The organism is Shewanella sp. AS16, from assembly GCF_021412365.1.
GTDB classification, from domain to species: Bacteria; Pseudomonadota; Gammaproteobacteria; order Enterobacterales; family Shewanellaceae; genus Shewanella; species Shewanella salipaludis.
In genome coordinates, this window is the sequence record NZ_JAKCLK010000206.1 from 1 (window position 1) to 299 (window position 299).

The following is a 299-nucleotide window of genomic DNA, read 5'->3' on the forward strand; positions in this document are numbered from 1 at the left end:
GCAGGTGGCGCTGGCGTGGCTGTTACAACGTTCACCGAATATTTTGTTGATTCCTGGAACATCTTCTGTTGCGCATTTACGGGAGAATATGGCTGCTGAAAAATTTCATCTTTCTGAGAAAGTGTTGTCTACGTTGGATGGTATTTCGCGAGAATAACGAATATACAAAAGGGAAAGATGCATTTCCCTTTTGTTTCTTTTTTAATGGCATGGAGTGCATATGTTTAAGGCCAGGATTTGCGGCTGGATAATCAGGGAAAAGGCGATGGATTCATTGATTCGTACAGTGATAGATGGTA

The 299-nt window shown here is 41.8% G+C and carries 1 protein-coding gene; it reads left to right on the plus strand.

The genetic code is table 11. The annotated features are described in order from the left end of the window. Window positions 1-157 (plus strand): aldo/keto reductase (locus LZP73_RS20015; protein WP_234236664.1); only part of this gene is annotated, 157 nt, incomplete at its 5' end. Window positions 158-299 lie beyond the last annotated feature (142 nt).